This is a genomic window from Roseomonas sp. WA12, from assembly GCF_054165765.1.
Genome location: NZ_CM135108.1, coordinates 2,392,014 through 2,417,227, shown reverse-complemented (window position 1 = coordinate 2,417,227; position 25,214 = coordinate 2,392,014). Strand labels below are relative to the sequence as shown.

The following is a 25,214-nucleotide window of genomic DNA, read 5'->3' as shown; positions in this document are numbered from 1 at the left end:
GTCCTTGCGCCGGGCTGGGAAGAGGAAATATATTTTATTGTGTTGATCGATAATCCGGCCTCGGACGCCTCTCCGACCCTCTCCGAAGCCGCCGCCCGGCGTCTGCGGCAGGACATCGTCGGCGGCGGCCTGCCCCCTGCCACCCGTCTCCGCTTGCGTGATCTTTCCGCCCGCTACGGCCTTGGCGCCACCCCGCTGCGCGAGGCCCTGGCGCGGCTCGCCGCCGAGGGCTTCGTGCTGTTGGAAGGCCAGAAGGGCTTCTCCGTGCCTCCGGTGACCCGGACCCACCTGCTGGACATCACGCGCTCCCGGCAGGTGGTCGAGCCCGAGGCGCTGCGCTTGGCCATGGAGCACGGCCGCGCTGCCTGGGAGGACGGGATCGTGGCCTCACTCTCCTTGCTGCGGCACGAGATCGCCCGCCGCGACCCAGCCAGCGAGGAGTGGGTGGACGCCTACGAGGCCCGCCATCACCGTTTCCACCGAGCCCTCATCGCCGCGTGCCCGCTCGCCTCCCTCCTGCGCTTCTGCGACGACCTGTACCTGCAGAAGACGCGCTACCGCCGCCTGGTGGAAACGGCCCATGAGGACTGGCCGCGGATGCTGGCCGTGCATGAGGAACTGGCTGCCGCCATCCTCGCGCGGGAGGACCGTGCGCCCGTGCTCCTCGCCTCCCATATCGGCGTCACTGCGGAACTGGTTCTGGCCCTGCTCGGCGAGGCCCCGCCCAGCCGCTGACGGGCGCGCATGCGAAAAGGGCACCGCCTTCCGGCGATGCCCTTTCGCGACCCACGATTGCCGGGTGCTTCAGTCGCCCGAGCCGGCCACGGGGCTGTCCACGGTGAAGTGGCCGCACCAGTCCTGGCGAGACACCACCGGCCAGAGGCCATGCGCCTCGGGGCTCGGCTGAGTCACGGGCGGGTTGTACCGGCAAAGCCCGTCCTGCGCGGCCGGCGCGTTTGCATGATCGTCGAAAAACTTGCAGCGGGTGCAGGCGACGTCGGGGGTGTGGGACAGGGACATGGGGCTTCTCCGGGCTGGTCTCGGCGCCGAGGCGCCATTGTCTATCGCCTAGGTAAGACGCGCGGCCACGCCTTTGGTTTACGCCGATTCCAAGTACCGCTGATCACCATTACTTGGCCATCGAGAAGCATTCTCAAATGACGTGAAGTAAATACTGAGAAGCACTCTCAATCCGCGCGCCTGGACCCGCGTACGACGCCCGACGCCGCCAATCGTGCACGGCGCAGCGGATGACAGGCCGCGAGGATCGGACCATCCTCCGGCCAAACCACCCCCGGGGAACTGCCATGCTCGACACCGCCGCCAAGCTCGTCCTGAAGGACCCCAACCTCTTCCGCCAGGCAAACCGCGTCGGTGGCGCCTGGGTCCAGGCCGCCTCCGGCAAGACCATCGAGGTCCGCAACCCTGCGACCGGCGAGGTGATCGGCAGCGTCCCCTCCCTGTCGCGGGAAGAGGTGCGCGGGGCCATCGAGGCCGCCAAGGCCGCCCAGCCCGCCTGGCGCGCCATGCTGGCGAAGGAGCGCGCGGCCATCCTGCGCCGGCTGTTCAACCTGATGATGGAGAACGCCGACGACCTCGCCGCCATCATGACGGCCGAGCAGGGCAAGCCGCTGGCCGAGAGCAAGGGCGAGATCGCCTATGCCGCCTCCTTCATCGAGTGGTTCGCGGAGGAGGGAAAGCGCGTCTACGGCGACACCATCCCCACCTTCAAGCATGGCAGCCGCATCTTGGTGATGAAGGAGCCGATCGGCGTTTTCGCCGCGATCACGCCCTGGAACTTCCCCGCCGCCATGATCACCCGCAAGGCCGGTCCCGGCTGGGCCGCGGGCTGCACCGGCGTGATCCGCCCGGCGTCGCAGACACCCTTCTCCGCCCTCGCCATCGCCGTGCTCGCCGAGCGCGCGGGCATGCCCGCCGGTGTCTGCAACATCGTCACCGGCTCGGCGCGTGAGCAGGGCGAGGAGCTCTCCACCAACCCCCATGTCGCCAAGCTGTCCTTCACCGGCAGCACCGAGGTCGGCCGCACCCTGCTGGCGCAATGCGCAGGCACCATCAAGAAGACGAGCATGGAACTCGGCGGCAACGCCGCCTTCCTGGTGTTCGACGATGCTGATCTGGACGCCGCCGTCACCGGCGCCATGGCGTCGAAGTTCCGCAACACCGGCCAGACCTGCGTCTGCGCCAACCGCATCTTCGTGCAGGAGGGCGTCTATGACGCCTTCGCCGAGAAGCTGAAGGCCGCGGTCGAGAACCTGAAGGTCGGCAACGGCATGGAAGCCGGCGTCACCCAGGGCCCGCTCATCAACGCTGATGCCGTGACGAAGGTGGAGGAGCACATCGCCGACGCCACCGCGAACGGCGCCAAGGTTCTCACGGGAGGCAAGCGCCACACTCTCGGAGGCAACTTCTTCGAACCCACCATCCTCACGGATGTGCCGATCTCGGCCAAGGTGCTGAAGGAGGAGACCTTCGGCCCAATGGCCCCTCTCATCCGCTTCAAGGACGAGGCCGAAGGCGTCCGCCTGGCCAACGACACCGAGTTCGGCCTAGCCGCCTATTTCTACGCCCGCGATGTCGGCCGCATCTTCCGCGTGGCCGAGGCGCTGGAGAGCGGCATCATCGGCATCAACGAGGGCATCATCTCCACCGAGGTCGCCCCCTTCGGCGGTGTGAAGGAGAGCGGCCTCGGCCGCGAGGGCAGCAAATACGGCATCGAGGATTATCTCGAGATCAAGTACTGCCTGATCGGCGGCCTGTAGGCCCCAGCCATGCCACCCCCGTCTTCATCCCGTGGGGCCCTTGCGCCCCCGGGATGGAGGCCCGATTTTCCAACCCATGAGCGCGCCCCACCCCTACGACCTCGATCTCTTCGTCATCGGCGGCGGCAGCGCCGGCGTGCGGCTGGCCCGCATCTCCGCCGGATACGGCGCCAAGGTCGGCATCGCCGAAGGCCGCTTCTGGGGCGGCACCTGCGTGAATGTCGGCTGCGTGCCGAAGAAGTTCATGGTCCAGGCCGCGGAATACGGCGCCTGGGCCGAGGACGCGGCCGCCTTCGGCTGGTCCCTCGGCGAGGCCAAGCATGATTGGGCCGCCCTGGCCCGCGCGCGTGACGGCGAGGTCGCCCGCCTCTCCGGCATCTACCGCCGCCTGCTCGAGGGCGTCGGCGTGCAGGTGCATGAATGCTATGCCCGCCTCACCGGCCCGCACGAGGTCCAGCTCGGCAACACCACCATCACCGCGGACCGCATCGTCATCGCCGTCGGCGGCACGCCCATCCGCCCGGAGATCCCGGGCGCCGAGCACGCTTTCATCTCCGACGACCTCTTCACCCTGAAGGAGCGTCCCCGCCGCGTCCTGATGATCGGGGGCGGCTACATCGGCTGCGAGTTCGCCAACCTCCTCCACGGCCTCGGCTCGGAGGTGACGCTCGCCTACCGTCAGGCGCTTCCCCTCCGCGGTTTCGACCACGAGATCCGCGAGGCGGCGGCCGAATCCCTGGCCGCGAACGGCATCAACGTGCTGCCGGGTGAAAGCCCCGTCTCCATTACCCTCTCGGGCGAGACCCGCATCGTGACGATGGTCTCGGGCAAGGTGATCGAAGCCGATGCGGTCTTCTTCGCCACTGGCCGCCAGCCCGCCACCAAGGGCCTCGGCCTGGACGCCGCCGGCATCAACTGCCGCGAGGGCGCGGCCATCGCGGTGGATGACGACCAGGCCACCAACATCCCCCACATCTTCGCCATCGGCGACGTGACGGACCGCGTGAACCTCACCCCCATGGCCACCGCCGTGGGCCACGCCATGGCCGACACCTTCTTCGGCAGCCGCCCCCGCAAGGCGAGCTACGACAACGTCCCCAAGGCCGTCTTCACCTCTCCCCCGATCGCCAGCGTCGGCCTGACCGAGGAAGAGGCCGCTCTCCACGGCCCTGCCGAGATCTACACCGCGCGCTTCACCCCCATGCGCCACACCCTCACCCGTCGTGAGGGCCGCCGCTGTCTGATGAAGCTGGTGGTGGAAGGCGGCACGGGCGTCCTGCTCGGCGCCCATATGCTCGGCGAGGACAGCCCGGAGATCATGCAGGGCATCGCGGTCGCCGTGGTGAACCGCCTGACCAAGGCCCAGCTGGACGCGACCATCGGCATCCACCCGACCATCGCGGAGGAGTTCGTGACCATGCGGGTGCCGACGCGCCGGGTGGGGGAGGGAGCCGCTAAGGCGGCCTGACCCCTCGGGCTAGTCGGAGAAGCCGATCCAGCGCCCGGCCACCACCGCACCCGTCCAGACCAGTATCGACACCGCAGCCGCGGCCCGCACCGGCCAGGCGATGCGTCCCCCGGCCAGGGCGCCGCGCCAACCGGCGCCGCGATGCAGCACGAGCACGTTCAGCAGCCCGAAAGCGAGCAACCCGAGCTTCACGAGGAAGGCCGTGTTCCCCGAGTATTCGACGGGCCGCACGCTGAACAGCAGGAAGCCGGTGGCCACCGCCACCGTCAGCCCGATCCCGGCCACCCGCACCAGCGGCGGCCCGAGAACCCCAAGGGGAACCCGCCCGAAAGCCCCCAGCACCCGCGCATCCAGCGTGAAGATCGACCCGACTAGAAGGCCGATCCCCAGGATGTGCGCCGCATTCACCAGCGGATACAGAACAGTAGAGCGCCGCAGCGCCGCCGCCACCGACCAGCCGGCCAGGGCCCCCAGCGGGTCCAACCCCGTCAGCCGCCCTGGATGCGCTCGGGATAGATGTCGAACCGCCGGTCGCGCACGGTGACCCGCACCGCCTTCATCCGCCGCTCGCTGCGGTCCTGGGCGCGATTGCCCAGCGCCACGATCCGGTCACCCGGTGCCGCGACGCCTTCCACGAAGCCAGCCCGGCTGGTCTGGGACGGGTTGCCCAGCTCCACCGTCCAGACGCCCTCGCTCGCCGTCTCCACCTGCAGCACGGGATGTGGAGGCGCGATCGTCACCGCCCGGATGGTGCCGGCCAGCTCGACCTGTTCCCCCTCCGCCCAACTCCAGCCGTGATGCGCCGCAGCCCCCCGCGCTACCAATGCCGAGGCCACGCCACCAAGAATTGCCCGCCTTTTCATGATCGTTCCCCGGCCAGATGAAGGAGGAGTCATCTGCCCGCAGGCCCCGGCTTGGCCAGTGACATTTGGGGGAGAAACATTCTGGCTCGCCCGCCCAGGGCCCAGTTGTCCCGATGCCGCAGGGCTGGCCCGGCCCCATCACCCTTGCCCCCCCGCTCCCCCTCACTATGCTCGCCACCCCGCCCCGCGAGAGGGCGCGCGCCACACCGGACAAGTCACACCAATGCCGACCACCTCCTGGCACCCTGCCTCCTGGCGCGACATGCCCATCCGCCAGGTCCCCACCTACCCGGATCAGGCGGCGCTCGCCTCCATGGAGGGCAAGCTCTCCCGCTTCCCGCCCCTCGTGTTTGCCGGCGAGGCGGATCGGCTGACTCGCCTCCTGGCCGAGGCCGGCGAGGGCCGCGCCTTCGTCCTCCAGGGCGGCGACTGCGCCGAGAGCTTCGCCGACTTCCACGCCAACACCATCCGCGACACCTTCCGCGTGCTGCTGCAGATGGCGGTCGTCCTCACCTTCGGCGGCGGCTTGCCCGTGGTGAAGCTCGGCCGCATGGCCGGCCAGTTCGCCAAGCCCCGCAGCAGCGATACCGAGACCCTGGACGAGCAGACTCTCCCCTCCTATCGCGGCGACATCATCAACGGCTCCGACTTCACCGAGGCCTCGCGCCTGCCTGATCCCGGCCGGATGGAATTCGCCTATCTGCAATCCGCCGCCACGCTGAACCTGCTGCGCGCCTTCGCCACGGGTGGCTTCGCCGACCTGCACGAGGTCCATCGCTGGAACCTCGGCTTCGTCGCCCGCTCGCCCCTGGCCGAACGCTATGCCGACATCGCCCAGCGCATCGACGAGACGCTGCGCTTCATGGCCGCCTGCGGCATGAACAGCCTGACCGCCCCGCAGATCCGCGAGACGGAGTTCTACACCTCCCACGAAGCGCTCCTCCTGCCCTTCGAGGAGGCAATGACCCGTGAGCCGAGCACCCATCCCGGCCGCCACTACGCCTGCTCCGCCCATTTCCTCTGGATCGGCGACCGCACCCGCCAGCCGGACGGCGCGCATGTCGAGTTCCTCTCTGGCGTCGCCAATCCCATCGGCCTGAAGGTCGGCCCGACGACGGAGATCGACGACCTCCTCCGCCTCACGGACCGCCTGAACTCGAGCAACACCCCGGGTCGTCTCACCCTCATCACCCGCATGGGCGCGGCGAAGCTGGAGGCGCATCTGCCCCCGCTCATCCGCGCCATCAAGGCCAATGGCCGCAAGGTCACCTGGCTGAGCGACCCCATGCACGGCAACACGCATTCCGCCGGCGGCTACAAGACCCGCTCCTTCGACGCCATTCTGCAGGAGGTGCGCGGCTTCTTCGACGTGCACCAGGCCGAGGGCACCAACCCCGGCGGCGTGCATGTTGAAATGACTGGCCGCGACGTCACGGAATGCCTGGGAGGCGCGCATCGCCTGACGGAGGCGAACCTGTCCGAGAACTACGCCACCTTCTGCGACCCGCGGCTGAACGCGGAGCAGTCCCTGGAACTCGCCTTCCTCGTCGCCGAGGAGCTGAAGTCCCGCCGCGCTGCCAGCATCCACCTGCAGGCCGCTCAGTAGGCATCGAGACAGTCATGGACCCGCAGCTCGAAGCCGATATCTCCGCGCGCACGGACGCCTATTTCAAGCGCACCAAGGCCATCGTGCAGCGCTTCGGCGAGGCGCGCGTCACCTATGCCATCTTCCTCCGCCGCCCGGTCGTCTCCGCGCCCGGTTTGATGCTGGACTGGCTGCAGGGGGTCGCCGCCGAGCGCGGCGCCGCGATCGAGGTGGACCTCATTCACAAGGAGGGCACCTGGGTCGGCGCGGGCGATCCGATCCTCACGGTTACCGGCCCCTTCACCCAGCTCTCGGATCTCGAGACACTGCTGCTGCAGAAGCTCGGCTCCGCCTGCGTCGCCGCCCACAACGCCTACCAAATGTGCCTTGAATTGCCCGGGGTGGACTTCCTGGCCATGGAGGCCCGCCACTGCGCCGGCGCCGAGATGCAGGAGATCATGGCCTACGCCGCCTCCGTCGGCAGCAACGCCGCCAAGGGCGAGGGCGCCAAGGGCTTCATCGGCAACGCCAACGACGCAACCGCCCACTACTACGGCGCCGCCAGCGGCTTCGGCACCATGCCCCACGCCCTCATCGGCTATGCCGGCAGCACACTGCGAGCCGCCGAGATGTTCCATGAGACCTTCCCGGACGAGAACCTCACCGTCCTCACCGACTATTTCGGCCGGGAGGTGACGGACGGGCTGGAGGTCTGCCGTCGCTTCCCCGAGCTCGCCGCCGCAGGCCGCGTCGCCGTCCGGCTGGACACCCATGGCGGCCGCTTTCTCGAAGGCCTCGACCCCGCACTCTCCTATGCGGTGATCGAGCGCCACGTCCCGAACGTGATCCGCCGCTACCGCAGCGAGAGCGAGCTGCGCTACCTCGTCGGCACCGGCGTCTCAGCGGCCGCGATCTGGCGCATGCGCGAGGCGCTCGACGAGGCCGGGTTCCCGAAGGTGCGCATCATCGCCTCCTCCGGCTTCGGCGTGTCCAAGTGCCGCGTGATGGCCGAGGCCAAGGCGCCCATCGACGTCGTCGGCACGGGCAGCTTCATCCCGGACAGCTGGGGCGAGACCTACGCCACCGCCGACATCATCGCCTATGACGGCGTGCCCCGCGTGAAGGTTGGCCGCGAGTTCCTGCTCGCCCGCGGGAAGTAGGAGCCGGGGCCACCCACCCCGGCCCCGCGCTCAGCCCAGCTCCAGCCGTCGAACCTGTCCATCCCGCAGGCGGCGGCCCTCCCCGCCGGACACGGGGGACAGGACGTAGATGAGGATGCCCTGCTGCATCCCCTCTCCTTTCACATCGTACACCCCGTCCAGCACGAAGGCGCTGTCGCGCAGCGTGTAGCCGCCGGTCAGCGAGATCTGCATCCGCTCGGGCTTCTCCGCCTGGATCAGCAGCAGCGGCGCCTGCAACGTGACGGCATGCACGCGCCCCTCGGCCGGAGGCGCCGTCACCTGCAGCGAGATGCGCCCGTCCATTGCATCGGACACTGCACGCGCGAACCGCTCCGAGCTCGCCGCCGTGAGCCGCCCGTGCAATTCCAGCAGCGGCCCGCCCTGCGCCAGGGCCGGCGTGCCCAGCAGCACCGCGCCTCCGCCCAGCATCACCCCGCGCCTCGTCGTGACCATTCTCTGCCTCCCTAGCTAGCTCGCCCATGGCGAACACTGAATGGGGCCAGGGGATGGCAGCCCGCACCCACCTCAAGCGGAGGTGAAGCGCCGTTCAGCGGAGCGAAACCCCTTGCTGCCCTGCCGCAAGGCGCTGCCGGATCAGCTCCTGCTCCTGCCGCGCGCCTTCCGCATCGGTGAAGAAGGTGAAGATCGCATAGCGCCGCCCGCGCGTGACGGGCAGTGCCTCGTGCAGCATGTCGCAGCCGAAGATGGCCGCCCCGCCTGCCGGAGGCTCGTGCTCGTCCGGCCCGAATTCCGGGAACCGCAGTGTCCCGCCCTCATACGCGCCCGTGTTGAGGTTGAGGCTCATCGCGAAGCGCCGATGCGCGGTGAAGGGCGTGCGATTATCGCGATGCGCCTCGAAGGCGCCGAGATCGGTGGCGTCGTAGCACCCAATCCGCGGCACCTCGTAGGACGCGGGCTGGAATCGGTAGGCCCGCATCATCTCCGGCACCACGCGCCGCATCAGCCGAGCATGGAAGGTCTCGTAGAGCCCTTTGTCGTCCAGGAAGACGTCGGCCCGGCGCTTGATCCGGTTCGCCCCCGCCGCCTCGGCACCGCCCGCCACCCGGTCCTTCTGCTTCTCGCCCCGTTCCCAATGGGCCAGCAGCGCCGAGACCAGCTCCGGCTCCAGGATGTCCGGCACCAGCAGCACCGGCGCCCCACTTCGCCTGACCGGCGGTGACAGGGCAGGGGAGGGCAGGGTGGCCAGCGCCGCCGCTACCCCATCCGCCACCGTCTCCGCACGGGCCGCAAAGGCCAGTCGCCCTCGTGGCGAGACCACCGCCACCCCGCCCTCGCCCAGGCCGAGCGCCCGGGCTACCTGTCCCTGGGCATCGAAGACGCGAACCGGCCCCGGCCGGCGAGCCCCGTCCGGCCCTCCCGGCTGCACCAGGACCAGCAGCGCCCCCCGCGCGCGCACCGCGGCGTCCAGCGCCTCAACCCCCTCCGGCCCGGGCCCGAGCAGCAGAACCCGTGGCTGCCCGGCGATTGCCTGCCCCATCACGTCGAAACCCTCGCCCGCCGTATCCGGCAACACGATCCCCGGCAGGTGGTCACCGACAAGGAAAGATGGACGTTCATTCATGCGGCCTTTCTGTGATGCCGCACCGCCCCGCGCAACGTCATTCCTTGGGGATCGGCCCTGCCCTAGGGTCCGCCCCTCATGCCAGACCTCCGCATTGCCCTCGCCAGCTTCAATCCCGGCATGGCCGCCATTGAAGCCAATGCCGCCCGGCTCCGCTCCCTGCGCGCAGAGGCCGCCGCCCTCGGTGCCGACCTCCTTCTCACCCCGGAGCACTCCCTTTCCGGCGCCGTCCCAGCCCGCCTGGCCGCAGACCTCGACTTCTCCGCGGCCTGCGACGCCGCGCTCACTGCACTGGCCGCTGAGACCGCCGATGGCGGCCCCGCCCTGCTCCTCGGCGCCCCGTGGCGGGACGGCCCCCGCCTGCACGATGCGCTACACCTGCTGGAAGCCGGCACGATCCGCGCCCGCCGCGCCGTCCACGAGCCTCGCCCCGGCTACGATCCCGGCCCGGCCCCGGGCCCCGTTGCCTTCGGCGCCGCCCGCCTGGGCCTTATGCCCGGCCGCGACTGGCGCTTCCCCGCCACCCCCGAGACGCTGGCCGAGACGGGGGCGGATCTCCTGATCGCCCTCGATTCCCTGCCTTTCGAGGCCGGCGGCGAGGAACGCATCCTCCAATCCGCCCTCGCCCGGGTCGTGGAGAACGGCCTGCCCCTCCTCTTCCTCAACCGCCTCGGCGCCGAGGAGGAGGACGCGCATGACGGCGCCGCCCTGGTTCTCAACGCCGACCGCAGCCCGGCCCTTCGCCTCCCACCTTTCGCCGAGGCCCTCGCCCTCACCGAATGGACGCGCGACGGCGCCACCTGGCGTTGCACTCCCCAGTCCCCGGCTCTGCCCATCCCAGACCCCGAACGGCTCTGGCGCGCCCTTCTCCTCGCCCTGCGCGACCACGCCGCCCGCCACGCCCCACCCGCCATCCTCCTTCCCCTTACGGACACCCCGGACGCCGCCCTTCTCGCCACACTGGCCACCGACGCCTTTCCTGCCGCCGGGCTCCGCCCGCTCCTGCTGGAGGACGCGGCCACACCGCTCGCCCACCGCCTCGGTCTGACCCCGCAGTCGCTCGACCTCACCGCTACGGCGCAGGCCGCCACCGCCGCCCTGGCAGCCGCCGCGCCAGGCCCGCCGAACCTGCTCCGCGCCCTGCAGCACCTGGCCTTGGACGCACTGGCCGAGGCCACGGGCGCCCTTCCGCTCACCACCGGTCCGAGCGCCTTCCCAAGCGCCTTCGCCCCGCTGCGGCATCTCTCCACCACCCAGCGCCGCGCCCTGGCGGCCTGGCGCAACTCCCATCGTCCCGCCGGCCTCCTCGGCCCCGAAAGCCCCGGCCTTTCGCCTCCGCCCGAGAGCCCCGCCGCACCCGCCGGGCAGTCCCCCCGGCTCACCCCCTGGCAAAGCCTCGCCCGCGCGGACTACAAGCGCCGCCATCTTCCGCCCGGCCTGAACACCGCCCCACGCGCCTTCGGTCCGGACCCGAGCGACCCCCTGCGCCACCCCAACCCCGACGAGGCCCCGGCGCCATGAGCGACGAAGACCCCATCTTCAGCGAATCCCCTCGGCCCGCCCCCGCCGGCCCCTTCGTCCGCATCAAGGACCTCTCGGGCGGCAATGGCGAAGAGCCGCTGGAGGAAATCCGCGGCTTCGCCACCGTCGCCGACGCTGCCACCTTCGCCCGCCGCTATGTCCGCGACAGCGTCGAGCGCTGCCGCGCGCCGGGCATGGATGCGGATGCCGTGCTCGCCGCCTGGTTCGCCTTCGGCGAGGACGCCGAGGCGCTGGACCTCGATGGTGAGCACTGGACCAGCGCGGCCGAGATCCGCAGCTTCGCGTCCAAGCCCTCCCGTTCGAAGGCCGAGCGCGACTGGCGCGCCCTGGACCCCCGGCGCGACCGTGGTGAGGCGGGGGATGATGCGGATGAGGGCGCCGATGACGATGGCGACGCGTCCGATGGTGGTGCGTCCGATGGAGGCGACGGCGAATGAAGGTCCGCTTCGCGCCCAGCCCCACCGGCTGGCTCCATGTCGGCAATGCCCGCCCCGCCCTGGCGAACTGGCTGGAGGCGCGGAAGCGCGGCGGCAGCTTCACCCTTCGCCTGGATGACACCGACGCCGAGCGTAGCAAGCCCGAATACGCCCAGGGCATCGAGGAGGACCTGCGCTGGCTCGGCCTCGACTGGGACGCCTTCTTCCGCCAGTCCGACCGGCTGGAGCGTTACGCCGCCGCCGCAGAGGTGCTGAAGAAGAAGGGCGTGCTCTATCCCTGCCTGGAGAGCGAGGAGGAGCTGAACTTCAAGCGCGATCAGCGGCGCAAGCAGGGCCGCGCGCCCATCTACGATCGCGCCGCGCTTCGGATGACGCCCGACCAGCTGGAGCGCGCTCTGGCCAATGGCAAGACGCCCTACTACCGCTTCAAGCTGAACACCCGCACGGTCTCCTGGCAGGACGGCGTGCTGGGCGAGCGCAACGTCAAGCTCCCCAGCCTTTCGGACCCCGTGCTGATCCGCGCCGACGGCTCCTTCCTCTACACCTTCACATCGGTCGTCGATGACCTGGAGACGGGCATCACCCACATCATCCGGGGCGAGGACCACGTCACCAACACCGGCATTCAGATCGACATCATCGAGGCGCTGAGCGGCCGTCCCAACCGCATCTATTTCGCCCATATGCCGCTGCTGACCGATGCGGAGGGCGGCGCGCTCTCCAAGCGTCTCGGAAGCATCTCGCTCCGCCAGTTCCGGCGGGATGGTATCGAGCCCGAGGCCATCACGGGCTACCTCGCCGCCCTCGGTTCCTCGCGTGATCCAGCGCCCGCCGCGCCCCGCGACCTTGTGCGGGACTGGGACATCACCCGCATCTCCCACTCCTCCGCGCGCTTCGACACGAAGCAGCTCCTCGCCCTCAACCGCAAGCACCTGCACGCGCTGGACTACGCCGCCGTGAAGGACCGTCTGCCGGAGGGCGCCGACGAGGCCTTCTGGCTCGCCATTCGCGGGAATCTCGACCTGCTGGCCGAGGTGCGGGACTGGTACGAGGTGGCCAGGGGCGAGATCACCGTCCCCGAGCAGCCGGAGGAGATCGAACTCCTTAGGGCCGCGCTGGCCTCCATCCCGCCCGGCCCCTGGGACGAGACGACTTGGCCCGCCTGGACCGCCACCCTCTCGGCGGCGACCGGCCGAAAGGGCAAGGCGCTGTTCCTTCCCCTCCGCCGCGCCCTGACCGGCGAGGAGCACGGCCCTGACCTCAAGGTTTTCCTGCCCCTAATCGGTCCCGATCGTGCCCGCACGCGCCTTTCCCGCAGCACGGCGTAAGTACGGGCGGGAGCTAAGATTCCGCTGGAGGATCGGCCCTTAACTCTTCAGGATACTGTGAAATGCTGCGCTGCACCCTTTTCTTCGAGGGGCAGCGTCCGCACACCAGGGCCTCCGCAAAAAAGGAGGCCTGATGAAGCGCCCAGCCATCTTCGCCACGACCCTTCTCCTCGCCAGCTGCGGCTACGAGGATTCCCGCCTGGCGCATGAGGCCCAGATCAGCCTCGTCGGCATGTCCGCCGCCGACCTGCAGGCCTGCGCCGGCGTGCCCGACCGCGCCAAGAAGCTCGAAGACGGGACCGAGGTCTTCACCTACACGCTGAAGAACGACGCCGCTGGCGGCGTGAACATCACCCTGCCCATCATCGGCGGCGGCTACACGCTCGGCGGCAGCGGCTCCAGCTGCAACGCCAATATTCGTGTCGCCGAAAGTCGCGTGCAGGACGTGTTCTACAGCGGCAACAACGACCGCCCGATCGGCACGGACGGTGTCTGCGCCCCCATTTTCCGCGGCTGCATGCGCCGCCCGCAGCCCGGCATGACGCCGATTACCGCAGAGAACCGGCCCGCCCTCTCGGCCTACGCCCAGCCCCCCGCGGCCGCCCCCTCCACCGACATGGCCGAGAACACACCGCCCGTGTCGGGCGCGCCCGACACTGCCACGCGCTGAGCCGGGCGGGGGGAGGGGACGGCACGTCCCTCGGACCGTCTTCCGCAACCAACCCTGGGCGCACCGCCGCCCGCCATGCTAGGCGGGCGCCATGCAGCTCCATTTCCACGACAGCGCGCGCCGCGAGCGGGTCGAGTTTCGCCCGATCGACCCGGACCACATCCGCCTCTATGTCTGCGGCCCGACGGTCTATGACCTCGCCCATCTCGGCAACGCCCGCCCCGTCGTCGTCTTCGACGTGCTGGCCCGCCTGCTGCGCCGCGTCTTCCCCGCCGTCACCTATGTCCGCAACATCACGGACGTGGATGACAAGATCAACGCGCGCGCCCGCGAGTCCGGCGAGCCGATCGCGGCCATCACCGCCCGCACCATCGCCGACTTCCACGCCGACACCACAGCCCTGAACTGCGAGCCGCCCGATGTGGAGCCGCGCGCGACCGCCAGCATCCCCGAGATGATCGCGCTGATCGAGCGGCTGATCGCCAATGGCAACGCCTACGAAGCCGAAGGCCATGTGCTGTTCAGCGTCGCCTCCTATCCCGACTACGGCCAGCTCTCTGGCCGCAGCACGGATGAGATGATCGCCGGCGCCCGCGTCGAGGTCGCGCCCTACAAGCGCGACCCCGGCGACTTCGTGCTGTGGAAGCCGAGCGACGCCGAAACGCCCGGCTGGGACAGCCCCTGGGGCCGCGGCCGCCCGGGCTGGCATATCGAGTGCTCCGCCATGGCCTGGCGCAACCTGGGCGAGGAGATCGACATTCACGGCGGCGGCGCCGACCTCCTCTTCCCGCACCACGAGAACGAGGCCGCGCAATCCTGCTGCGCCTTCCCCGGCACCCGCTTCGCGCATCTGTGGATGCACAACGGCATGCTGCTCGTGAACGGCGAGAAGATGTCGAAGTCCGTCGGCAACTTCATGACAGTGCGCGACATCCTCTCGCGCGGCCCCTGGGCCGGCGAGGCATTCCGCCTGCTGCTGCTGCGCACTCATTACCGCTCCGCCCTCGACTACACCGCCGAGCGGCTGGACGAGGCGCGCGCGGAGTTGGACGACCACTACGCCCTCCTCGTCCGCAACCTGCCCAAGCCCGAGGCGGATGACCCGACGGTTGCCGACATGGTCGCCTGGGCGCTGGAACCGCTGGCCGACGACCTCAACACCCCCCTCGTCATCGCCCGCCTGCGCGACCTGCGCGCGCTGGAGAACGTGATGCAGGTCGGCGGCTCCATGGCGACCGTGCTCGACCGCGCCGGACGCGGCTGGAAGCCGCGCCCCGGCCAGGCCGGCGCCGCACTGCGCGAAGCCGCTGCCGCGATCGGCTTGCTCCCCTCCCAGCCCAAGGCTTGGCGCCAGGGCCGGACGACATCCGGCGAAGCCGCGGACGATGCGGAGATCGAGACCGCAATCCAGGCCCGCCTCGCCGCACGCGCCGCGCGCGACTTCGCCGAGGCCGACCGCATCCGCGCCGATCTCGCGGCCAAGGGCATCGTGCTGGAGGACGGCAAGGGCACCACGACCTGGCGTAGGGCCTGAGGGGCGCCGCGCGTGATCACGCTCCGCCGCGCGACCCAGTCCGACATCTCCTTCGTCATGGCCGTGGAGCGCATCCCCGGCCATGACGCCTTCATCAACCAGCAGAGCGAGGCCGAGCACGCCGCTCAGCTCGCCTCCCCCGCCTTCGCGTATTTCGTCGGCGAGGCGGCCGGCACCGCCGCCGGCTTCGCCATCCTGTCGGAGCTGAACGACACGCGCGGCAACCACTGCCTCAAGCGCATCGCCATGGCCGCGCCCGGCAGCGGCCTCGGCACGCCCCTGTTCAACGCCGTCACCGACTGGGCCTTCGCGAACACCACCGTCCACCGCTTTTGGCTGAACGTGCTCGCAACCAATTCCCGCGCCCGCCATGTCTATGCGCGGGAGGGCTTCACCGAGGAGGGCTGCCTGCGCGAGGCCCGTCCGCGTCCCGATGGCAGCCGCGTGGACGTTCTCATCCTCTCCATCCTCCGCCCGGAGTGGAACGCGCGCCGCGGCCGCGGCTGACGCCTTGCTCAGCCCGGGAAGTGCCCGGGCATGTCGATGCAGAGCAGCAGCCGCGCCCGTCGTGCCGCCGGCAGAAGCGACAGGGCCGGCGAGCGGTGAAGGCAGCCACCGCCCGGCTCCCCCGGAAAGCCATTTCCCTTCAGCACCGCCGCGCAGGGCGCGCCGATGACCCCCGGCTCCTCGTCGGTGGCGTGCCCCAGCCGCCACTCCGTCCCCGGCCCGCGATAGGTGCAGAGAAGCCGCAGCGGCACCGCATCCGCGTGCCAGCGCGTGCAGGCATCATCCACCACGCCTTCGAGCCGCAGGCGCACCGTCGGTCGCACCGCCAGAACCGCGAACAGCCCGGCAAGCATGCGGATGTCCGCTGCCAGCATCTCCGGCGCGGAGGCGGGCAGGGCGGCCAGCACCCGGTCTGCGGCCAGGGCCGGCTCATCCTCCGCCACCACACGGAACGGTGCGGCCCGAAGTAGCGGACGCAGTGCTGCTGCCCAGCGCGGCATCCGGCGCTGCCAGATCGCCAAGCGCGTGCCCGGCGACATCACCCCGAACAGCACGGCCGGGTTCCCGGCCGCTGTTGCCCTGGCATCTCCGGCAAAGCTCTCGACCAGGAACCCCATCCGTCACCTTCTTGCATCGTTAAGTACGTTATAACATAACAAAGAAGAGCAACGACAAGCCGGAGCCCTGATGTCTCTCCTTGCTGGCAATGACACCACCGCCCGCGACGGCGCTTGGTACCGCTTCCAGGGCGACGACTGGACCTCCTACGACAGCCTTCCCGCCCCGATCCGCCGCCGCATGCAGGACCATGCCTACGACCCCTGGTCGGTGAACGCCCTGAAGCTCTGGCGCCTGTTCCGCCGCCGCCACGCCTGCTCCGTCCGGGCCGAGCGCACCCTTCTCAACTATCTGGAGCGCTGCGAGACCCTGGAGCGGGACGCCTTTGACGACGCCCACCGTCGCACCCATGGCGCGCCGCTTCCCCATGTCGCAGCCCGGGTGAGCGTGCTCAGGCGGGAGGGCTGAGGGGCCCCGCGCCGCTCCTCTACACTTGCTGACATCCCCTCCCGGGGGATAGGATGTTTGCCATGCACGACCATCCCGGTCATCCCGATATCCTGGCCCGCCTCCGTCGCGCCGAAGGCCATCTCCGCAGCGTCGCCGCCATGCTTGAATCCGGCTCCCCCTGCCTCGAGACCGCCCGCCAGCTCCAGGCCGTCGAGCGCGCCGTCGCCAACGCCAAGCGCGCCCTCATCCACAACCATATGGACCACTGCCTCTCCGACCCGGCCAAGCCGCCGCCGGTCGAGGAGTTCAGGGCCCTGGCGAAGCTCCTCTGATGCCCGATTTTGCTGCCGCCCTCGCCTCCGGCCATGCCTGGCTCTACCTGCCGACCGCCCTGCTGCTCGGCGCCCTGCATGCGCTGGAGCCCGGCCACGCCAAGTCCATGATGGCAGGCTTCATCGTCGCCACCCGCGGCACGCCGGGCCAGGCCGTGCTGCTCGGCACCTCCGCCGCCATCTCGCACTCCCTGGTGGTCTGGGCCCTCGTCCTCACCGCCCTCTGGCTCGGCCGCGAGATCCTGCCCGAGGCCTATGAGCCCTATCTCGGCATCGCCGCCGGCGGCATCGCCCTCGCGGTCGCCGCCTGGATGGCCTGGAACCTGATCCGCACGGGCGAGACCCATTCCCACCGGCACGGCGCCCACGGGCACGACCATGACCATGTGCATCACGACCACGCGCATGACCATGACCATGACCATGACCACCCACATCCGCACGACCACGGCCATCTGCACGGCGCTGATGCACACAACCACGCGCAGGCGGCACCCTCCGGCGGCACCGAAACGGCCCGCGCCACCAACGCCCAGGTCATCGCCTTCGGCCTCACCGGTGGGCTGATGCCCTGTCCCGCCGCCCTCGTCGTGCTGGCGCTCTGCCTGAATGTTGGCGCCGTGGGGCTCGGCGTGGCCACCGTCGCCGCCTTCAGCCTCGGTCTTGCCCTTGTCCTCGTCGGTGTCGGACTCGCCGCCTCCCTCGCGCTGAAGGCCGCCGGCAATGCCGCCCCGCGCCTCGCCAGCTGGGGCCGCCACCTGCCCTGGCTCTCGGTCGCCGTCATCCTCCTCAGCGGCCTCTGGACCATCTCTCACGCCATTCAGAAGCTGCCCGCCCACTGAACCCCGCAGACTGGGCAGGGCAGGGGCCCCGCTTCTCCCCTTGCCCAACCCGCCGCGCCCCGGCATCCCCCTGGGCATGACCGGCAAAGAGAACGGCGCCGCCCTGGAACCCGCGCCCGGCGAGAGCCCGATCGTGGTCCTCGTCCGCCCGCAGATGGCGCAAAACATCGGCACGGTCGCCCGTGCCATGGCGAATGGCGGCCTCTTTCACCTCCGCATCGTCGCCCCGCGCGACGGATGGCCGCAGGAGGTCGCCTGGCGCGCCGCCTCGGGCGCCGACCGCATCCTGGACGCCGCCACCATCCATGACACGGTTGATGATGCAGTGGCCGACTGCCACCGCGTCTTCGCCACCTGCCCGCGCCCGCGCCACATCATCATCCCCGTGCGCACCGCCCGCAGCGCCGCCGAGGACCTGCGCGCCGTCAACGCCGAGGGGAAGCGCGCCGCCATCCTCTTCGGCCCCGAGCGCGCGGGGCTGGAGAACGAGGACATGGCCCGGGCCGACACCCTCGTCCGCTACCCCCTCAACCCCGTGCATATGAGCCTGAACCTCGCCCAGGCCGTGATGATCCTCGCCTACGAGTGGTGGATGGCCGAGGAACCCACGCCCCCCCGCGCCCTCATGACCAACGAGACCCGCGTCGCCACCAAGGGCGAGCTGGAGGGCTTCCTCGGCCGCCTGACCCGCGAGCTGGACGCGTGCGGCTTCCTCGACAACCTGCCCAAGCGGCCGGGCATGGTCCGCAACATCCGCCACCTCTTCGAGCGCGGCGAGGTCACCGAGCAGGAACTGCGCAGCCTGCACGGTGTGGTAACCGAACTCTCCCGCGGCCGCGTCGCGCGCGGCGGCCCCGCGGCAGCGGAGCCGACCCCGATGCCGACCGTGGACCCGCAGATCGACGGCTAGCCCAGCGCGCCCCGGATCTCCCCCGCCAGACGCTCGAGCCAGTCCCCCTCCTGCACCGGGTAAAGCGCGTCCCTCGGCAACGGGGAAAAGGCCGAAGCGCCCCAGAAGCCGGCTGGCGCGAAGCGGAACTTGGCGACGATCCGCCGCCCGAAATCCATCTCAAATGGCTTGTAGTGCCGCCGCTGTGACAGGCCGATCATCTCGGGATACTCGCCCAGCAGGTATCCCTCCTGGAAATGCGGCCGCAGCGCCGCCGGCGGGCACATGCTCGCCAGCCGCACCACCTGGAGCCCACCCTCCGCATTCGCCGTCACCGCCCCGCTGAGATTGGGCACCGCCAGCACATAGACGAAGCCCTCATCCCCGCCCTCCAGCCCGGCGAAGGAGGCGGCAACGCGCAGCGAATGCGTCACGTCCAGCAGTGGCGTCGGGCACACCTCGTAATGCTGCAGGATAGACCACCGCAGCAGCCTCTCCCGCGCCACCCGCTGCCGCCCCAGCGCACGCAACGCCTCGAACCCGTCTGCCAGCCGCTCCTCTGCCCCGCGCAGCCGTTCGTACCGCGCCTCCACCACGCTGTCGGGCACAGAGCGGCGTGCCTGGGGCGGGCGGAAGATGGTCGGCTTGAGCGTGGTGAAGCCCTGCACGCTCCGCCAGTCGCGCGACTGTCCGCGGAACAGCAGCACATGGTTTCGGTTCCGGTACTGCAACTCCGCCACCCGCGCGGCGAGATCGGCATACCCCAACACCCGGAAGCCCGGATCCGTTCGCACCCGGCCATTCGTGACCAGCGCGGCCTCCTCCGCGCCGTCCAGAAAGGACCAGAGCTTCGCGACGCCGACCTGCTCCATCGCCCTCTCCCCGTCTAACCCGTTCCAGGCCGCGAACCCCGAACGGCCTGCCCATTGGCCCTCCCGCGCGTCGGCGTGCCAGACTGCCCCGCATGGAAACGCCCACCAAGGACGAGCCGGCCGGCAGCGGGGCAGGGGACCGCCGCCCCATCGCCGCCCGCAACACCGGCCCCGCCAACGCCCTCGCCGCCTGGCTGATCGCCCGCCGCGCCTCGCCCAACGGTATCTCCGCCGCCGGCATGGTCGCCGGCCTCCTCGCCGGCCTGGCCTTGGCCGGCACCGCCTGGGTGCCGGGGGCCGCCCGCCCCCTCTGGCTGACCGGCGCCTTCCTCATCCAGCTCCGCCTTCTGGCCAACCTGATGGACGGCATGGTCGCCATCGGCCGCGGCGTCGCTTCCCCGGTTGGCGAGCTGTGGAACGAGGTGCCCGACCGCGTCTCCGACACCGCCACCCTGCTCGGCCTCGGCATCGCCGCCGGCAGCCCCGCCTGGGGCCTGGCCGCCTCGCTGGCCGCCATGGCCACCGCTTATATCCGCACCACCGGCCGCGCCGCCGGCGCCCCCAGCGACTTCCGCGGGCCCATGGCCAAGCAACAGCGCATGGCCCTCGTCACGCTGCTCGCCGTCTTCTGCGCCGTCACTCCGCTCGCCTGGCAGGCCGACCTGCCGCGCTGGGCGCTGATCCTCATCGCGGCGCTCGCCACCGTCACCGCGCTGCGTCGCCTCCTCGCCACCGCCGCCGCGCTGAGGGCCCGCGCATGATCCCCCACCTCGAGGGCGGCGCCTTCGCCCATCCCGTGACCACCGGGATCATCATCGCTACCCTGGCCGTGCTGGCCGTCTCCGGTCTCGCCATCCTCTGGCTGTCGAAGTCCGGGCGCGCCAAGCCCGAGTTCCGGCGGGAGCTGTGGCTTCGTTGGGCCTCCTGGTGCGTGCTGCTGCCCCTAATGCTCGGCCCCGTCCTGCTCGGCCGCGAATGGACCATCGGCGCGGTCACCGTGCTCTCCATCCTCTGCTACCGCGAATACGCCCGCGCGACCGGCCTATTCCGCGAACGCGCACTCAGCCTGGTGATCGTCCTCGGCATCCTCGCCGTGAACTTCGCGGCGCTCGATCACTGGTACGGCTTCTTCGTCGCCCTCTGGCCGCTGATGGCCTGCCTGCTCGCCGTCACCACCATCCCGCTGGACCGCCCGGCCGGCTATATCCAGCGCACCGCGCTCGCCATCCTCGCCTTCATGCTGTTCGGCGCCGGCCTCGCCCATCTCGGCTACATGGCGAACGACCCGGGCTACCGCCCTCTCGTTCTGCTGCTGCTCACCGCCGTCGCGCTGAACGACGTGGCCGCCTTCACGACAGGGAAGCTGATCGGCGGCGCGAAGCTGCTGCCCGCCACCAGCCCGAACAAGACCGTCTCCGGCTCGCTCGGTGCCGTGGTGGTCACCACCACCCTCGTCGCCTTCGTCGGCGCCGCCATCTTCCGCGGCACGCCCCTCGCCAACCCCGTCTGGCTCGTTGCCATGGGCGCCCTCGTCAGCCTCGCCGGCCAGATGGGCGACCTGCTCCTTTCCTCGATCAAGCGCGACCTCGGCATCAAGGACATGGGCACCGTCCTTCCCGGCCACGGAGGCGTGCTGGACCGCTTCAACTCCCTCCTCCTCGTCGCCCCTGTCGTCTTCCACCTCGTCGGCTACTTCGTCGGCTTCGGGCTGCAGACCCCAACCCGCATCATCACGGGCCACTGATGGACAACTGGACCCTTCGCCCCGCGCGGGATCTCGGCCTCAAGCCGGTCGACCGGCTCCGCAGCCTCGGCCGCGAGCCCGGGCTGATCAGCATGGCCGCCAATGCCGCCTGGCGCCGCGCCGTCCGTGCCTATCTCCGCGCCTGCCACGGCTTCCGCATCGAGGGCGCGGAGAACCTTCCCGCCCCTCCCTTTGTGATGGTGGCCAACCACGCCAGCCATCTCGACGCCCTTGCCCTCTCCGCCGCCCTGCGCGGCCCCGCCGCCCGCCGCGCGCACGCCATGGCGGCGGGGGAGTTGTTCTTCGGCAATCCCGCCCGCTCTGTCCTCTCGGCGCTCGCCATCAACGCCCTGCCGGTCTGGCGCGGCCGCAGCCGCCGCGGGGACCTGGAGACGATGCGCGCCCGCCTGGGCGAGGATAGCCTCGTCTACATCCTCTTCCCCGAGGGGACCCGCAGCCGTACTGGCGAGATGGCGCCCTTCCAGCCCGGCCTCGGCATGCTCGTCGCCGGCACCGACATCCCCGTCGTCCCCTGCTGGCTGGAAGGCGCGCGAGAGGCCTGGCCCGCCGAATCCCGCACCCCGCGCCCCGGCCGCCCGCTGCGCCTGATCATTGGCCCGCCGCTCCGGTACCCCGAAACCGCGAACGACCGCGCTGGCTGGACGACTGTTTCCAGCGCCGCGGAGGCCGCGACACGCGGCCTCTCCCCCGCCGCCGACCGGGGTGGCAACCCGGCCCCGGGTTCCCATCTTATACCCGGTAGCGAAGCATCCCGTTGACGCGGGCCCCGCAATCCGCCGGAATGTCTCCGGCGCCCGAGAGCGACCCTTAGGAGGAGCGAGACATGGCCTGGAAGACCCCGAAGATCGTCGAGATCAGCGTTGCGATGGAGATCAACTCCTACGCCTGCGCCGAGATCTAGGCACAGCGCCTGAAGCGCCCCCCCGGCTCTTGCCGGGGGAGCAGGACCACGATGCTGCGACTGATTGTGCTTGGCGCGGCGGCGGGCGGCGGGTTTCCTCAGTGGAACTCCGCCGGTCCCGCCTGCTTGCGCGCGCGCGCTGGCGATCCTGCTGCGCGTTCCCGGACCCAGTGCTCCCTCGCCGTCAGTGCGGATGGTGAGCGGTGGGTACTCCTCAATGCCGCGCCTGAACTGACGGCCCAACTTGCCGCAACGCCCGCCTTGCACCCGCGCCCGGCTCCGGGCGCCGTTCGCCACTCCCCGATCTCTGCCGTGGTGCTGACAGGTGCGGAGGTGGACACGGTCGCCGGCCTCCTCTCGCTCCGCGAACGCCACCCCTTCGCCCTCCACGCCACCGCGCCGTCCCTCGCTGTGCTGGACGCCAACCCGATCTTCGGCGCGTTGAACCCCGCCGTGGTCCCCCGCCGCGCCCTTCCTCTTGAGGAACCTGTCGCCCTGCGTGACGCCGCGGATGCACCCCTCGGCCTGACGGTCGAGGCCTACCCCGTACCCGGCAAGGTTCCCCTCTTCCTGGAAACCCGCGACGAGGCGGAACCGGGTGAGGAGGGGGCCACCATTGGTCTGGCCATCCGCGCCGGCGACGGTTCCACCGCTCATTTCATCCCGGGCTGCGCCATGATGACCGACGCTCTGCGCGCGCGCCTCTGTGGCGCCGGCCTCGTCTTCTTCGACGGCACCCTCTGGCGCGACGACGAGATGATCCGCGCCGGCGCCGGCCCCAAGACCGGCGCCCGCATGGGCCACATGTCCATCTCCGGCGAGGCCGGCGTGATCGCCGCTTTCAAGGGGTTGGATGTCGGCCGCCGCATCCTCATCCATCTGAACAACACCAACCCCGTCCTGCTGGATGACAGCCCGGAACGCGCCGCCGTCGCGGCCGCGGGCTGGGAAGTCGCCGAGGACGGCATGGAGATCACCCTGTGAGCGCCCTTCTGTCGCCGCCGGAACTGGATGCGCAGCTCCGCGCCATCGGCGCTGAGCGCTACCACAACCTGCACCCCTTCCACCGCCTGCTGCATGACGGGAAGCTCAACAAGGGCCAGGTCCAGGCCTGGGCGCTCAACCGTTACTATTACCAGGCCAGCATCCCCGCGAAGGACGCCTCCCTCCTCGCCCGCCTGCCCACAACGGACCTCCGCCGCGAATGGCGCCGGCGCCTGGAGGACCATGACGGCGACGGCAGCAAGCCCGGCGGCGTGGAGCGCTGGCTCGTCCTCACCCGCGGCCTCGGCCTGGAAGACGACTACGTGACCTCCCTGCGCGGCCTCCTTCCCGCCACGCGTTTCGCCGTGGACGCCTATGTCCATTTCGTACGCGAGCGTAGCATCCTCGAAGCCGTCGCCTCCTCCCTGACCGAGATGTTCTCCCCCGCCATCATCTCCGAGCGCGTCAGCGGCATGCTCCGCGCCTACGACTTCGTCGACGAGGCCACGCTCGCCTACTTCACTCCGCGCCTGACCCAGGCGCCCCAGGACGTCGCCTTCGCGCTCGACTACGTCACGCGCCACGCCCACACCCACGAAGAGCAGGAGGCCGTGCTGAACGCCCTCCGCTTCAAGTGCGACCTGCTCTGGGCCCAGCTCGATGCCCTGCATCACGCCTATGTCGCGCCGGGCCTGCCGCCCCCCGGCGCCTTCGTGCCCTCATGAGCATTACGGGCCCTACCATCCCCCGCTTTGCCCGCGGTATGCGGCTTCGCGAGGACCCGGCCCGCGCCCGCTGGGTGGTGGTCGGCCCCGAGCGCCTCTTCGTTCCCGACGAGATCGCCCTCGAGATCCTCCGCCTGCTCGACGGCACCCGCAGCGTGGACGGCATCGTGGACGAGCTCGTCACTCGTTACGCCGCCCCGCGCGAGGCCATCGCTACTGATGTGCTGGCCCTCCTGAACGACCTTAACGCCAAGGGCGTCGTGACCGCATGACCCCGCCGGCTCCCCTCGGCCTGCTGGCGGAGCTGACGCATCGCTGCCCGCTGCGCTGCCCCTACTGCTCCAACCCCACCGAACTCTCCCGCGCCTCCGCCGAGCTCGACACCGAAACCTGGGGCCGCGTCTTTCGCGAAGCCGCGGCGCTCGGCGTGCTGCAGCTCCATATCTCCGGTGGCGAACCCGCCGCCCGCCGCGACCTGCCCGAGATCGTCGCCCACGCTGCCGCAGCCGGCCTCTACAGCAATCTTATTACCTCGGGTGTGCTGCTCGACGCCGAGCGCCTGAAAACCCTGGCAAGCGCTGGCCTCGACCACGTCCAACTCTCCGTCCAGGACGCCGAGGAAGGCTCCGCAGACCGCATTGGCGGCCTGCGCGGCGGCCACGCGCGCAAGCTCGCCTTCGCCCGCGCCGTCCACGAAGCCGAGCTCCCGCTCACCCTCAACGCCGTCGTCCACCGCCAGAACCTGGACCGCCTTGGCGACCTCATCGAACTCGCCCTTACCCTGGGCGCCACCCGCCTCGAAGTCGCTCATGTGCAGTACTACGGTTGGGCGCTCCGCAACCGCGACGCCCTCCTCCCCAGCCGCGCCCAGCTCGAAGCCGCGACCGAGACCGTCACCGCCGCCCGACTGGCGCTGAAGGGCCGCCTCGTCATCGACTACGTCGTGCCCGACTACTACGCGCGCCGCCCCAAGGCCTGCATGGGTGGCTGGGGTCGCTCCTTCATAGCCGTCTCCCCTGCCGGCCGCGTCCTACCCTGCCACGCCGCCGAGAGCCTCCCCGGCTTCGACTTTCCGAATGTGCGGGACGCGTCGCTCGCCGAGATCTGGGCCCATTCCGACGCCTTTCAGCGCTACCGCGGCACCGACTGGATGCCCGAGCCCTGCCGCGGCTGCGACCGGCGAGAGATCGACTGGGGCGGCTGCCGCTGCCAGGCCTTCGCCCTCACCGGAAACGCCGCCAACACCGATCCCGCCTGCGCCCTCTCCCCCGACCACCACCTGCTCGACCTCGCTGTGCAGGACGCCGCCGTAGCCGGCGCCGAGTTCACCTACCGCGAGATGCCGCGCATCGTACCGGCGGGCTGACCGCGCCATAGCGGCCAGGGCGAAGACCCGCCTTTCCGCCGCCGGGGCTGAAC

General features: G+C 70.6%; 30 protein-coding genes. 23 read left to right on the top strand and 7 right to left on the bottom strand.

Features of this window, described 5'->3' with window-relative positions:
• Positions 1–42 precede the first annotated feature (42 nt).
• Positions 43–735 carry a GntR family transcriptional regulator gene (locus ACVBD7_RS11580; protein WP_458093334.1) on the top strand — a complete coding sequence of 231 codons (693 nt, stop codon included), beginning with the start codon at positions 43–45 and terminating at the stop codon, positions 733–735.
• Between the two features lie 69 nt (positions 736–804).
• Here ACVBD7_RS11580 and ACVBD7_RS11575 read toward each other — a convergent pair whose 3' ends face one another.
• A complete protein-coding gene (locus ACVBD7_RS11575; RefSeq protein WP_458093333.1) occupies positions 805–1,020 on the bottom strand; it encodes a hypothetical protein in 216 nt (71 codons plus the stop codon).
• A 287-nt stretch (positions 1,021–1,307) separates the two neighbouring features.
• Here ACVBD7_RS11575 and gabD point away from each other — a divergent pair, with 287 nt between their 5' ends.
• Entirely contained in the window at positions 1,308–2,780 is a 1,473-nt protein-coding gene (gabD, locus tag ACVBD7_RS11570) for an NADP-dependent succinate-semialdehyde dehydrogenase (RefSeq protein ID WP_458093332.1), read from the top strand.
• Positions 2,781–2,856: 76 nt separating this feature from the next.
• A complete protein-coding gene (gene gorA, locus ACVBD7_RS11565; protein WP_458093330.1) occupies positions 2,857–4,248 on the top strand; it encodes a glutathione-disulfide reductase in 1,392 nt (463 codons plus the stop codon).
• Between the two features lie 9 nt (positions 4,249–4,257).
• Here the strand turns inward: gorA and ACVBD7_RS11560 are convergent, their stop codons facing one another.
• Positions 4,258–4,731: a DUF6644 family protein gene (locus tag ACVBD7_RS11560; RefSeq protein ID WP_458093328.1), complete on the bottom strand. Its 474-nt coding sequence runs from the start codon at positions 4,729–4,731 to the stop codon at positions 4,258–4,260.
• A gap of 5 nt (positions 4,732–4,736) precedes the next feature.
• Entirely contained in the window at positions 4,737–5,111 is a 375-nt protein-coding gene (locus tag ACVBD7_RS11555; RefSeq protein ID WP_458093326.1) for a DUF6152 family protein, read from the bottom strand.
• A gap of 223 nt (positions 5,112–5,334) precedes the next feature.
• Between ACVBD7_RS11555 and ACVBD7_RS11550 the strand changes: the two genes are divergently transcribed.
• Positions 5,335–6,717: a class II 3-deoxy-7-phosphoheptulonate synthase gene (locus ACVBD7_RS11550; protein WP_458093324.1), complete on the top strand. Its 1,383-nt coding sequence runs from the start codon at positions 5,335–5,337 to the stop codon at positions 6,715–6,717.
• A gap of 14 nt (positions 6,718–6,731) precedes the next feature.
• Positions 6,732–7,856: a nicotinate phosphoribosyltransferase gene (locus ACVBD7_RS11545; protein ID WP_458093322.1), complete on the top strand. Its 1,125-nt coding sequence runs from the start codon at positions 6,732–6,734 to the stop codon at positions 7,854–7,856.
• Positions 7,857–7,886: 30 nt separating this feature from the next.
• Here the strand turns inward: ACVBD7_RS11545 and ACVBD7_RS11540 are convergent, their stop codons facing one another.
• Together ACVBD7_RS11540 and ACVBD7_RS11535 are read right to left on the bottom strand one after the other, a co-directional pair.
• Entirely contained in the window at positions 7,887–8,330 is a 444-nt protein-coding gene (locus ACVBD7_RS11540) for a hypothetical protein (protein WP_458093321.1), read from the bottom strand.
• A gap of 94 nt (positions 8,331–8,424) precedes the next feature.
• The gene (locus ACVBD7_RS11535) at positions 8,425–9,459 is read right to left on the bottom strand and encodes a 2OG-Fe(II) oxygenase family protein (protein WP_458093319.1); all 1,035 of its coding nucleotides are present in this window, start codon (positions 9,457–9,459) and stop codon (positions 8,425–8,427) included.
• 78 nt (positions 9,460–9,537) lie between these two features.
• Between ACVBD7_RS11535 and ACVBD7_RS11530 the strand changes: the two genes are divergently transcribed.
• From ACVBD7_RS11530 to ACVBD7_RS11505, 6 genes are all read left to right on the top strand, one after another.
• Positions 9,538–10,980, top strand: coding sequence for a nitrilase-related carbon-nitrogen hydrolase (locus ACVBD7_RS11530; protein WP_458093318.1), 1,443 nt, complete (start codon positions 9,538–9,540; stop codon positions 10,978–10,980).
• A complete protein-coding gene (locus ACVBD7_RS11525; RefSeq protein ID WP_458093317.1) occupies positions 10,977–11,438 on the top strand; it encodes a hypothetical protein in 462 nt (153 codons plus the stop codon). Before ACVBD7_RS11530 ends, ACVBD7_RS11525 begins: the two co-directional genes overlap by 4 nt.
• Positions 11,435–12,766, top strand: coding sequence for a glutamate--tRNA ligase (gene gltX / locus ACVBD7_RS11520; protein ID WP_458093316.1), 1,332 nt, complete (start codon positions 11,435–11,437; stop codon positions 12,764–12,766). The genes ACVBD7_RS11525 and gltX overlap by 4 nt, the downstream gene beginning before the upstream one ends.
• Positions 12,767–12,899: 133 nt before the next feature.
• Positions 12,900–13,436 (top strand): hypothetical protein, encoded by a 537-nt coding sequence (locus ACVBD7_RS11515; protein ID WP_458093315.1) that lies wholly within the window; start codon positions 12,900–12,902, stop codon positions 13,434–13,436.
• Positions 13,437–13,527: 91 nt separating this feature from the next.
• Entirely contained in the window at positions 13,528–14,970 is a 1,443-nt protein-coding gene (gene cysS / locus ACVBD7_RS11510) for a cysteine--tRNA ligase (protein ID WP_458093313.1), read from the top strand.
• 12 nt (positions 14,971–14,982) lie between these two features.
• A complete protein-coding gene (locus ACVBD7_RS11505; RefSeq protein WP_458093311.1) occupies positions 14,983–15,477 on the top strand; it encodes a GNAT family N-acetyltransferase in 495 nt (164 codons plus the stop codon).
• An 8-nt stretch (positions 15,478–15,485) separates the two neighbouring features.
• Here the strand turns inward: ACVBD7_RS11505 and ACVBD7_RS11500 are convergent, their stop codons facing one another.
• On the bottom strand, positions 15,486–16,094 hold the full coding sequence (locus ACVBD7_RS11500; RefSeq protein WP_458093309.1) for a DUF1826 domain-containing protein: 609 nt from the start codon (positions 16,092–16,094) through the stop codon (positions 15,486–15,488).
• Positions 16,095–16,164: 70 nt separating this feature from the next.
• Here ACVBD7_RS11500 and ACVBD7_RS11495 point away from each other — a divergent pair, with 70 nt between their 5' ends.
• From ACVBD7_RS11495 to ACVBD7_RS11480, 4 genes are all read left to right on the top strand, one after another.
• Positions 16,165–16,503: a DUF6525 family protein gene (locus ACVBD7_RS11495; RefSeq protein WP_458093307.1), complete on the top strand. Its 339-nt coding sequence runs from the start codon at positions 16,165–16,167 to the stop codon at positions 16,501–16,503.
• A 62-nt stretch (positions 16,504–16,565) separates the two neighbouring features.
• Positions 16,566–16,817, top strand: coding sequence for a metal-sensing transcriptional repressor (locus ACVBD7_RS11490; protein WP_458093306.1), 252 nt, complete (start codon positions 16,566–16,568; stop codon positions 16,815–16,817).
• On the top strand, positions 16,817–17,659 hold the full coding sequence (locus ACVBD7_RS11485; protein ID WP_458093304.1) for a nickel/cobalt efflux transporter: 843 nt from the start codon (positions 16,817–16,819) through the stop codon (positions 17,657–17,659). Before ACVBD7_RS11490 ends, ACVBD7_RS11485 begins: the two co-directional genes overlap by 1 nt.
• Before the next feature lie 76 nt (positions 17,660–17,735).
• Positions 17,736–18,569, top strand: a complete 834-nt coding sequence (locus tag ACVBD7_RS11480; protein ID WP_458093302.1) for an RNA methyltransferase — start codon at positions 17,736–17,738, stop codon at positions 18,567–18,569.
• Here ACVBD7_RS11480 and ACVBD7_RS11475 read toward each other — a convergent pair.
• Entirely contained in the window at positions 18,566–19,420 is an 855-nt protein-coding gene (locus ACVBD7_RS11475) for an FRG domain-containing protein (RefSeq protein WP_458093300.1), read from the bottom strand. The two genes, ACVBD7_RS11480 and ACVBD7_RS11475, sit on opposite strands and share 4 nt — an antisense overlap.
• A 92-nt stretch (positions 19,421–19,512) precedes the next feature.
• On the opposite strand from ACVBD7_RS11475, the gene ACVBD7_RS11470 reads away from it, so the two are divergent.
• The 8 genes from ACVBD7_RS11470 to pqqE all read left to right on the top strand — a co-directional run bounded on the left by ACVBD7_RS11470 (position 19,513) and on the right by pqqE (position 25,161).
• Positions 19,513–20,181 (top strand): CDP-alcohol phosphatidyltransferase family protein, encoded by a 669-nt coding sequence (locus tag ACVBD7_RS11470; protein WP_458093298.1) that lies wholly within the window; start codon positions 19,513–19,515, stop codon positions 20,179–20,181.
• Positions 20,178–21,164: a phosphatidate cytidylyltransferase gene (locus tag ACVBD7_RS11465; RefSeq protein ID WP_458093297.1), complete on the top strand. Its 987-nt coding sequence runs from the start codon at positions 20,178–20,180 to the stop codon at positions 21,162–21,164. The genes ACVBD7_RS11470 and ACVBD7_RS11465 overlap by 4 nt, the downstream gene beginning before the upstream one ends.
• Entirely contained in the window at positions 21,164–21,943 is a 780-nt protein-coding gene (locus ACVBD7_RS11460) for a lysophospholipid acyltransferase family protein (RefSeq protein ID WP_458093295.1), read from the top strand. Before ACVBD7_RS11465 ends, ACVBD7_RS11460 begins: the two co-directional genes overlap by 1 nt.
• Before the next feature lie 65 nt (positions 21,944–22,008).
• On the top strand, positions 22,009–22,086 hold the full coding sequence (gene pqqA / locus ACVBD7_RS11455; protein ID WP_139281418.1) for a pyrroloquinoline quinone precursor peptide PqqA: 78 nt from the start codon (positions 22,009–22,011) through the stop codon (positions 22,084–22,086).
• A gap of 51 nt (positions 22,087–22,137) precedes the next feature.
• Complete coding sequence (gene pqqB / locus ACVBD7_RS11450) at positions 22,138–23,070, top strand: pyrroloquinoline quinone biosynthesis protein PqqB (RefSeq protein WP_458093293.1); 933 nt, start codon at positions 22,138–22,140, stop codon at positions 23,068–23,070.
• Positions 23,067–23,795, top strand: coding sequence for a pyrroloquinoline-quinone synthase PqqC (gene pqqC, locus ACVBD7_RS11445; protein WP_458097609.1), 729 nt, complete (start codon positions 23,067–23,069; stop codon positions 23,793–23,795). Before pqqB ends, pqqC begins: the two co-directional genes overlap by 4 nt.
• Positions 23,792–24,067: a pyrroloquinoline quinone biosynthesis peptide chaperone PqqD gene (gene pqqD / locus ACVBD7_RS11440; RefSeq protein WP_458097608.1), complete on the top strand. Its 276-nt coding sequence runs from the start codon at positions 23,792–23,794 to the stop codon at positions 24,065–24,067. The genes pqqC and pqqD overlap by 4 nt, the downstream gene beginning before the upstream one ends.
• Positions 24,064–25,161 carry a pyrroloquinoline quinone biosynthesis protein PqqE gene (gene pqqE, locus ACVBD7_RS11435; protein WP_458097607.1) on the top strand — a complete coding sequence of 366 codons (1,098 nt, stop codon included), beginning with the start codon at positions 24,064–24,066 and terminating at the stop codon, positions 25,159–25,161. Before pqqD ends, pqqE begins: the two co-directional genes overlap by 4 nt.
• Positions 25,162–25,214 lie beyond the last annotated feature (53 nt).

Coding starts and splice junctions, on each gene's coding strand:
- ACVBD7_RS11575 (WP_458093333.1), bottom strand. CDS start 1,020: ATGTCCCTGTCCCACACCCCCGACGTCGCCTGCACCCGCTGCAAGTTT.
- gabD (WP_458093332.1), top strand. CDS start 1,308: ATGCTCGACACCGCCGCCAAGCTCGTCCTGAAGGACCCCAACCTCTTC.
- gorA (WP_458093330.1), top strand. CDS start 2,857: ATGAGCGCGCCCCACCCCTACGACCTCGATCTCTTCGTCATCGGCGGC.
- ACVBD7_RS11555 (WP_458093326.1), bottom strand. CDS start 5,111: ATGAAAAGGCGGGCAATTCTTGGTGGCGTGGCCTCGGCATTGGTAGCG.
- ACVBD7_RS11550 (WP_458093324.1), top strand. CDS start 5,335: ATGCCGACCACCTCCTGGCACCCTGCCTCCTGGCGCGACATGCCCATC.
- ACVBD7_RS11545 (WP_458093322.1), top strand. CDS start 6,732: ATGGACCCGCAGCTCGAAGCCGATATCTCCGCGCGCACGGACGCCTAT.
- ACVBD7_RS11540 (WP_458093321.1), bottom strand. CDS start 8,330: ATGGTCACGACGAGGCGCGGGGTGATGCTGGGCGGAGGCGCGGTGCTG.
- ACVBD7_RS11535 (WP_458093319.1), bottom strand. CDS start 9,459: ATGAATGAACGTCCATCTTTCCTTGTCGGTGACCACCTGCCGGGGATC.
- ACVBD7_RS11530 (WP_458093318.1), top strand. CDS start 9,538: ATGCCAGACCTCCGCATTGCCCTCGCCAGCTTCAATCCCGGCATGGCC.
- ACVBD7_RS11525 (WP_458093317.1), top strand. CDS start 10,977: ATGAGCGACGAAGACCCCATCTTCAGCGAATCCCCTCGGCCCGCCCCC.
- gltX (WP_458093316.1), top strand. CDS start 11,435: ATGAAGGTCCGCTTCGCGCCCAGCCCCACCGGCTGGCTCCATGTCGGC.
- ACVBD7_RS11515 (WP_458093315.1), top strand. CDS start 12,900: ATGAAGCGCCCAGCCATCTTCGCCACGACCCTTCTCCTCGCCAGCTGC.
- cysS (WP_458093313.1), top strand. CDS start 13,528: ATGCAGCTCCATTTCCACGACAGCGCGCGCCGCGAGCGGGTCGAGTTT.
- ACVBD7_RS11500 (WP_458093309.1), bottom strand. CDS start 16,094: ATGGGGTTCCTGGTCGAGAGCTTTGCCGGAGATGCCAGGGCAACAGCG.
- ACVBD7_RS11495 (WP_458093307.1), top strand. CDS start 16,165: ATGTCTCTCCTTGCTGGCAATGACACCACCGCCCGCGACGGCGCTTGG.
- ACVBD7_RS11490 (WP_458093306.1), top strand. CDS start 16,566: ATGCACGACCATCCCGGTCATCCCGATATCCTGGCCCGCCTCCGTCGC.
- ACVBD7_RS11485 (WP_458093304.1), top strand. CDS start 16,817: ATGCCCGATTTTGCTGCCGCCCTCGCCTCCGGCCATGCCTGGCTCTAC.
- ACVBD7_RS11480 (WP_458093302.1), top strand. CDS start 17,736: ATGACCGGCAAAGAGAACGGCGCCGCCCTGGAACCCGCGCCCGGCGAG.
- ACVBD7_RS11475 (WP_458093300.1), bottom strand. CDS start 19,420: ATGGAGCAGGTCGGCGTCGCGAAGCTCTGGTCCTTTCTGGACGGCGCG.
- ACVBD7_RS11470 (WP_458093298.1), top strand. CDS start 19,513: ATGGAAACGCCCACCAAGGACGAGCCGGCCGGCAGCGGGGCAGGGGAC.
- ACVBD7_RS11465 (WP_458093297.1), top strand. CDS start 20,178: ATGATCCCCCACCTCGAGGGCGGCGCCTTCGCCCATCCCGTGACCACC.
- ACVBD7_RS11460 (WP_458093295.1), top strand. CDS start 21,164: ATGGACAACTGGACCCTTCGCCCCGCGCGGGATCTCGGCCTCAAGCCG.
- pqqA (WP_139281418.1), top strand. CDS start 22,009: ATGGCCTGGAAGACCCCGAAGATCGTCGAGATCAGCGTTGCGATGGAG.
- pqqB (WP_458093293.1), top strand. CDS start 22,138: ATGCTGCGACTGATTGTGCTTGGCGCGGCGGCGGGCGGCGGGTTTCCT.
- pqqD (WP_458097608.1), top strand. CDS start 23,792: ATGAGCATTACGGGCCCTACCATCCCCCGCTTTGCCCGCGGTATGCGG.
- pqqE (WP_458097607.1), top strand. CDS start 24,064: ATGACCCCGCCGGCTCCCCTCGGCCTGCTGGCGGAGCTGACGCATCGC.